This window comes from Achromobacter sp. 1011791174 (assembly GCF_059760925.1).
The window spans coordinates 1-303 of record NZ_JCBANH010000213.1; the positions used below are offsets into that span (position 1 = coordinate 1).

Consider the following 303-nt stretch of genomic DNA (forward strand, 5'->3'; position numbering starts at 1 on the left):
CAGAATCCCAGCTCGCGGCCCATGGCGCCCAGGTCGGCGGCATTCGGCACGAGCTGTGGATTCATCTGCTCAAGCAGCCCTTCGCTCTGTGCCAGGCGGGCGTTGGGCGGGTCCAGTATCACGACGTCGATGTTCGGCGTCATGCGCTGCGACCGCAGCACCGCCAGGGCATTGCGCGAGTCCCGGACCGCGTAATAGCGCACCAGGATACCCGGATGCGCGGCCTCGAACGGCCGGATCACCGTCCTCATGTACTTCTCGTCGAAGGCATCCACGCCATAGGCCATGACGGTGATTTCGACA

At 64.7% G+C, this 303-nt stretch carries 1 pseudogene; it reads right to left on the reverse strand.

The annotated features are described in order from the left end of the window. A pseudogene (locus AC6LJ5_RS30360) lies at nucleotides 1-303 on the reverse strand (hypothetical protein); the annotation flags it as partial.